The organism is Gelidibacter sp. (genome assembly GCF_035577925.1).
Classification (GTDB): Bacteria; Bacteroidota; Bacteroidia; order Flavobacteriales; family Flavobacteriaceae; genus Gelidibacter.
Genome location: NZ_DATJCY010000251.1, coordinates 1 through 4,828 on the forward strand (window position 1 = coordinate 1; position 4,828 = coordinate 4,828).

General features: G+C 34.0%; 4 protein-coding genes. 3 read left to right on the forward strand and 1 reads right to left on the reverse strand.

What is annotated here, in order from left to right; translation table 11 throughout:
- The 3 genes from VNJ50_RS10060 to VNJ50_RS10070 form a co-directional block, all read left to right on the forward strand.
- A partial coding sequence (locus tag VNJ50_RS10060) for a DUF748 domain-containing protein (protein WP_325581468.1) occupies positions 1-1,711 on the forward strand: 1,711 nt, incomplete at its 5' end.
- A 269-nt stretch (positions 1,712-1,980) separates the two neighbouring features.
- Positions 1,981-2,550, forward strand: coding sequence for a hypothetical protein (locus tag VNJ50_RS10065; RefSeq protein WP_325581470.1), 570 nt, complete (start codon positions 1,981-1,983; stop codon positions 2,548-2,550).
- A 210-nt stretch (positions 2,551-2,760) separates the two neighbouring features.
- Positions 2,761-4,212 carry an ATP-binding protein gene (locus tag VNJ50_RS10070; protein WP_325581471.1) on the forward strand — a complete coding sequence of 484 codons (1,452 nt, stop codon included), beginning with the start codon at positions 2,761-2,763 and terminating at the stop codon, positions 4,210-4,212.
- Positions 4,213-4,322: 110 nt separating this feature from the next.
- Here the strand turns inward: VNJ50_RS10070 and VNJ50_RS10075 are convergent, their stop codons facing one another.
- Positions 4,323-4,619: a cyclic-phosphate processing receiver domain-containing protein gene (locus VNJ50_RS10075; protein WP_325581472.1), complete on the reverse strand. Its 297-nt coding sequence runs from the start codon at positions 4,617-4,619 to the stop codon at positions 4,323-4,325.
- Positions 4,620-4,828 lie beyond the last annotated feature (209 nt).

A 4,828-nucleotide genomic window follows, 5' to 3' on the forward strand; every position in this document is an offset into this window, starting at 1 on the left:
CGAAGAAACTTCAGAATCTCAACCATTTGATTACTTGATTCAATCCGTTAAAATTTCTGATGGCAGTGTTGATTATTCTGATAATTTGATGGGCGAACCTTTTGATTATCAGTTTAGTGACATCAATGGACATTGGACACAAGAAACTAAAGATGACGCGAATGCCAATATTAAATTAGAAATTGAAAATGGCGGACATCTCACAGGAAACTTCCAATTTCAACCTGAAAAAAAAGACTTTCAAGCTGATATAACTGTTGCTGGACTGCAATTGGAACCGTTTTATAAATATACGGTTAGCTATATGAATATCAATAGCATGAATGGCGAAGTTGGAGGAAAAATCAACCTTAAAGGTAATTTGGATGTGCTTGATGATGTGCGCATCGCATCAAATATAATTTTAGAAAATTTTGAGATGAAAGACGTGGATGACCAAACATTTTTGGCCTCCAAAAAGCTTGTTGGCAATTTCCCGAAATTAGATTTCAAAAAGAATTCCATCTTGGCGTCATCGGTAGTTATTGATCAGGCTTATATTAATTTTGAATTGGATTCCATTTCAAACAACTATTCCAGAATATTTGACGTTCCAAGTGAAAACTCTTCAACGTCCACCCCATTTGATTACCATATAAATTCGTTTAAAGTGACCAACAGCCTAATGGATTATTCGGATAACCTTACCGGAAAACCATTTAATTATCATTTTAACGCTATTGAAATCAACTCTAAAGACATTACTAATGCCAAGGATTGGATTGAAATAAAATCGAACATGCTCCTCAATAACAGAGGTACTTTACAAGCAGAAATTGGAATAAATCCCAATAATTTATTGACCGCACAAATTGATGTTGCTGTTGAAAATTTCCTTTTATCCGATCTCGATCTGTACTCCAATTACTATATGGGTCATTCTATTTTGGTTGGGGATATGATTTATTTTTCTAATACAAAACTTACCAATGGAGATCTTGAAAGCGATAACCGACTCGTGATAAAAAATGTAGATGTCAGAAATAATAAAGGTGGACTTTACGCCATTCCGCTCAAATTTGCCATTTGGATTTTAAAGGACAGAAACGGCGATATCGAATTGGAAGTTCCGGTAACCGGAAATCTTAACGACCCCGAAGTGGATACCTGGGCATTGGTTTGGGCCACGCTAAAGAAACGGATATTTAATGCCACCGATAACCCGGTACGCCCTTTGGCACGATTTATTGGTGCTAAACCAGAAGACATTGAGAAAATTGCCTTTAACTATCCCGACACACTAATTACTGCGGAGCAATCCCGCCAACTGGATTTAATCTTAAAACTGGAAGAAGAAAAGAAAGGCGTAGAAATTGAAATGAACTTTTTAGCCGATTCAAAAATCCTGAATGAATTGATTGCCCAACAAATGCCATTGGATTCGATACAAACAGAACCTGTTAATCAAGATCTTACAGCGAACACTAAAATCCCTACAGAAGATTTAGATGCGACAAATCCTGAAATTAGTGATGCAAACGCCAACTTACTTGATTCTTTAGCCACCAATTATACAGAATCAATGATCAGAAATGTAAAAAACTATGTTTTAAATAAAAACGCAAATACCAAGATTACCGTTCAAAAAGCAAAAGTCAGCAATTCAGATATTGTAGGTGCCAGCCCTCAGATTAAGGTTAAGTATGCAATGCGGGATGAAGAGGAAAAGTAAGAAATGGAGAATAAACAGAATTAAAACTGATGAAAATATCCTTGGATTTTATGTAAAATTCCCATTTCAAAGCATACAAAAACATAAAAGTCACACCATTTAAAAGTGTGACTTTTTACTTTTACTAGCTATGGAAATATAAAAAAACATCTTTTACAAATCCAAGAGCGACATCTTTTGGCGTATTCAGCACCTATATTTGAAAATCTATCATTCAAAATCCGAAAGTAAGCTTAAGTATATAAAAAAATTGAATTACAGTACGTAAAATGGGTGTAAACAAATTAAAGGTTGATTTTTTTGGTGAAGGAATTTCTATCAAAAAAGGCGTTTTTAGTGAAGAACTACTTGAGAAAATGCAACTCACCGCCCAAAAACTAAAACAACCTTTAGAACTCGCTTTAATTGATCCTTATTTCTATGACTTGTTAAAGGATAAAAATGTAAAATCAATTGAAGATATAGGAGAAACAATGGTCAACGGCCTGATCAATACTCATAAAAACCGGATCGAAATATGGTACAAAGGTCAAAAAACACAGAAATTAACCATAAACAGTTTAAACGATAACTACCTACTATTTCCTTTATTTCAATCAAAAACGGAAAGCATAAGCTTACAAAACAATCTTGGTTTTTATATTAAACATTTAGAAATTGGTCTCATTGCGCGCTATGAACTCATGGTGGACAATTTCTCTATTGACCATTTAAAGTTTCATTTGATCAACTACGACGGAAAGATTATTTTAAACAAGGTTTCGTATAAAAATGTGGATTTGACCTTAAAGAAAAAAGATGCTTTAATCACTTATCAAAACGGATTTAGGATCATCTAGTTGATAAAATCAGGAATAATTGCTTCTCTTATATTTTATTTTTATCCGTTATTCAAATAAAAACCAGCGCAATTTAATTTTCGAGTGAACAATAACCTTATCAAAACAGACTTCAAAATCATTCAAAAAATCACTATTATTACAAAAACGTAATAATAAGCACGTTATAAAATATCTATTTTCACTATATTTGTGCAAATAGATAAATTAATGAGTAATCCTAGACTTATTCCGACAGAGAAAATTATTGAACGTTTGCAATATGAAAATCCTTGGTGGATCACCAAAGAAATTCCTACGCTGTACAAAGAAATGGCCAGACGATTGTACTTCGATTTGTTTTATCCTTTTGTAACAGAAATAGAAATACGTCGTGCAGTTGTGCTTATGGGACCTAGACGGGTAGGAAAAACGGTGATGATGTTTCATACTATTGATAAATTGATAGAAGAAAAAGTCAATCCGCAACAGATTTTTTTTATCGGTATTGACAATCCTATTTATATCAACCTTGGTTTACAAGAAGTTTTGGATTTGTGCCAAGCATCCGTAAAAGTTGAAAACCTTGAAGATTGTTATATCTTTTTTGATGAAATTCAGTATCTAAAAGATTGGGAACGTCATTTAAAAGTTTTGGTGGATACTTATCCTGCTACCAAATTCATCGTGTCGGGTTCTGCTGCCGCTGCATTAAAATGGCACAGCACAGAAAGTGGCGCAGGAAGATTTACCGATTTTATGTTGCCGCCACTTACTTTTCAAGAATTTATTCATCTCAAAAATAAAAATCATCTCATTCAGAAAAGCAGTATTCAATATGGGCAAAAACAAATCACCTATCATCTTCCATTGAGTATCGACGAGTTAAACAACGAGTTTTTGCAATATCTGAATTTTGGAGGATATCCAGAAGTGGTTTTCTCTGATAAAATTCGAAAAGACATGGGGCGTTATGTTAAAAATGACATTGTGGACAAGGTTTTATTACGTGATTTGCCGAGTTTGTACGGCATAAAAGACGTTCAGGAATTGAACCGGTTTTTTACGTATATCGCCTATAATACCGGCAATGAATTTTCGTATGAAACGATGTCCAGAGAAAGTGGCATACAGAAAGAAACGTTGAAAAAATATTTGGAATATCTGGAAGCTGCTTTTTTAATCAAAGTGCTAAACAGAGTAGACATCAATGCCAAACGATTAAAGCGAATCACCAGTTTTAAAGTATATTTAACCAATCCATCACTTCGAACTGCTTTGTTTTCGCCAGTAAAAGCAACAGATAGTGAAATTGGAAATATGGTAGAAACCGCTATTTTATCGCAATGGATGCACCGCGAGCATTTGGATTTAACCTATGCCCGTTGGAAAGTGGGAAGACAAGAAGGAGAAGTCGATTTGGTTTTGGTGGACGACAAAAAATTCAAACCCGTTTGGGGCGTAGAAATCAAATGGAGCAACCGCTTTTTTGAAATGCCACAAGATTTAACGAGTTTGATACAGTTTTGTAGATCGAATAAATTTGACATTGCTTTGGTCACCACAATCGACAAACAAGATACCAAAACAGTAAGTGATATTCACTTTACTTTTGTTCCTGCTTCCGTTTATGCCTACAATATTGGAGAAAATACGTTGAAAATGAAAACCACCAATTATTAAAATCACTCAAGCTTCGCACGCATTACCCACAGGGTTTAAAGCGATAATTTAGAGTGATCAAGTTAAAAAAAAATCAGGAATAATTGCGTCGCTTATATTTTGCTGATACATCATAATCCCAAATTTCTATTCCTGAAATTATTAAGTAACGCTAAAATATTTTCTTTCCCAACAGGATTTTGGCTATGCACTTCAAATTCCGGCAATTGTAAATTATGATCCAAACAATAATCCACCAACCATTTGGCACAGTCATAACCACTTTCCTCTAACCCCAAATCGTGATCAAACGAAATAAAATCAGGAAAACCCTTGGTTTCAATATATACCACAAATTCGGTATAAGACCGTACACCAACAAAACCCTGCGGAATCGGTCGAAGATCATCTAAATAAAGTTTTTGCATTTGTTTCATAACATCCTGTCTTTTCAAAATTCTCTCATTTTGAAACAAAAATAGAATGAGTCTCAGACAAAGTATGTCGCACTTAAATTTTTTTTATTTCTTTTTTGAACGACATGTTTTGACTTTATCGTCCTTTAGTTTTGTCATAAATATCTAAAATATGAAACTAGCAATTATCGGTAGTCGGGGTTTTAACGATTATGATTTTT

Coding starts and splice junctions, on each gene's coding strand:
- VNJ50_RS10065 (WP_325581470.1), top strand. CDS start 1,981: ATGGGTGTAAACAAATTAAAGGTTGATTTTTTTGGTGAAGGAATTTCT.
- VNJ50_RS10070 (WP_325581471.1), top strand. CDS start 2,761: ATGAGTAATCCTAGACTTATTCCGACAGAGAAAATTATTGAACGTTTG.
- VNJ50_RS10075 (WP_325581472.1), bottom strand. CDS start 4,619: ATGCAAAAACTTTATTTAGATGATCTTCGACCGATTCCGCAGGGTTTT.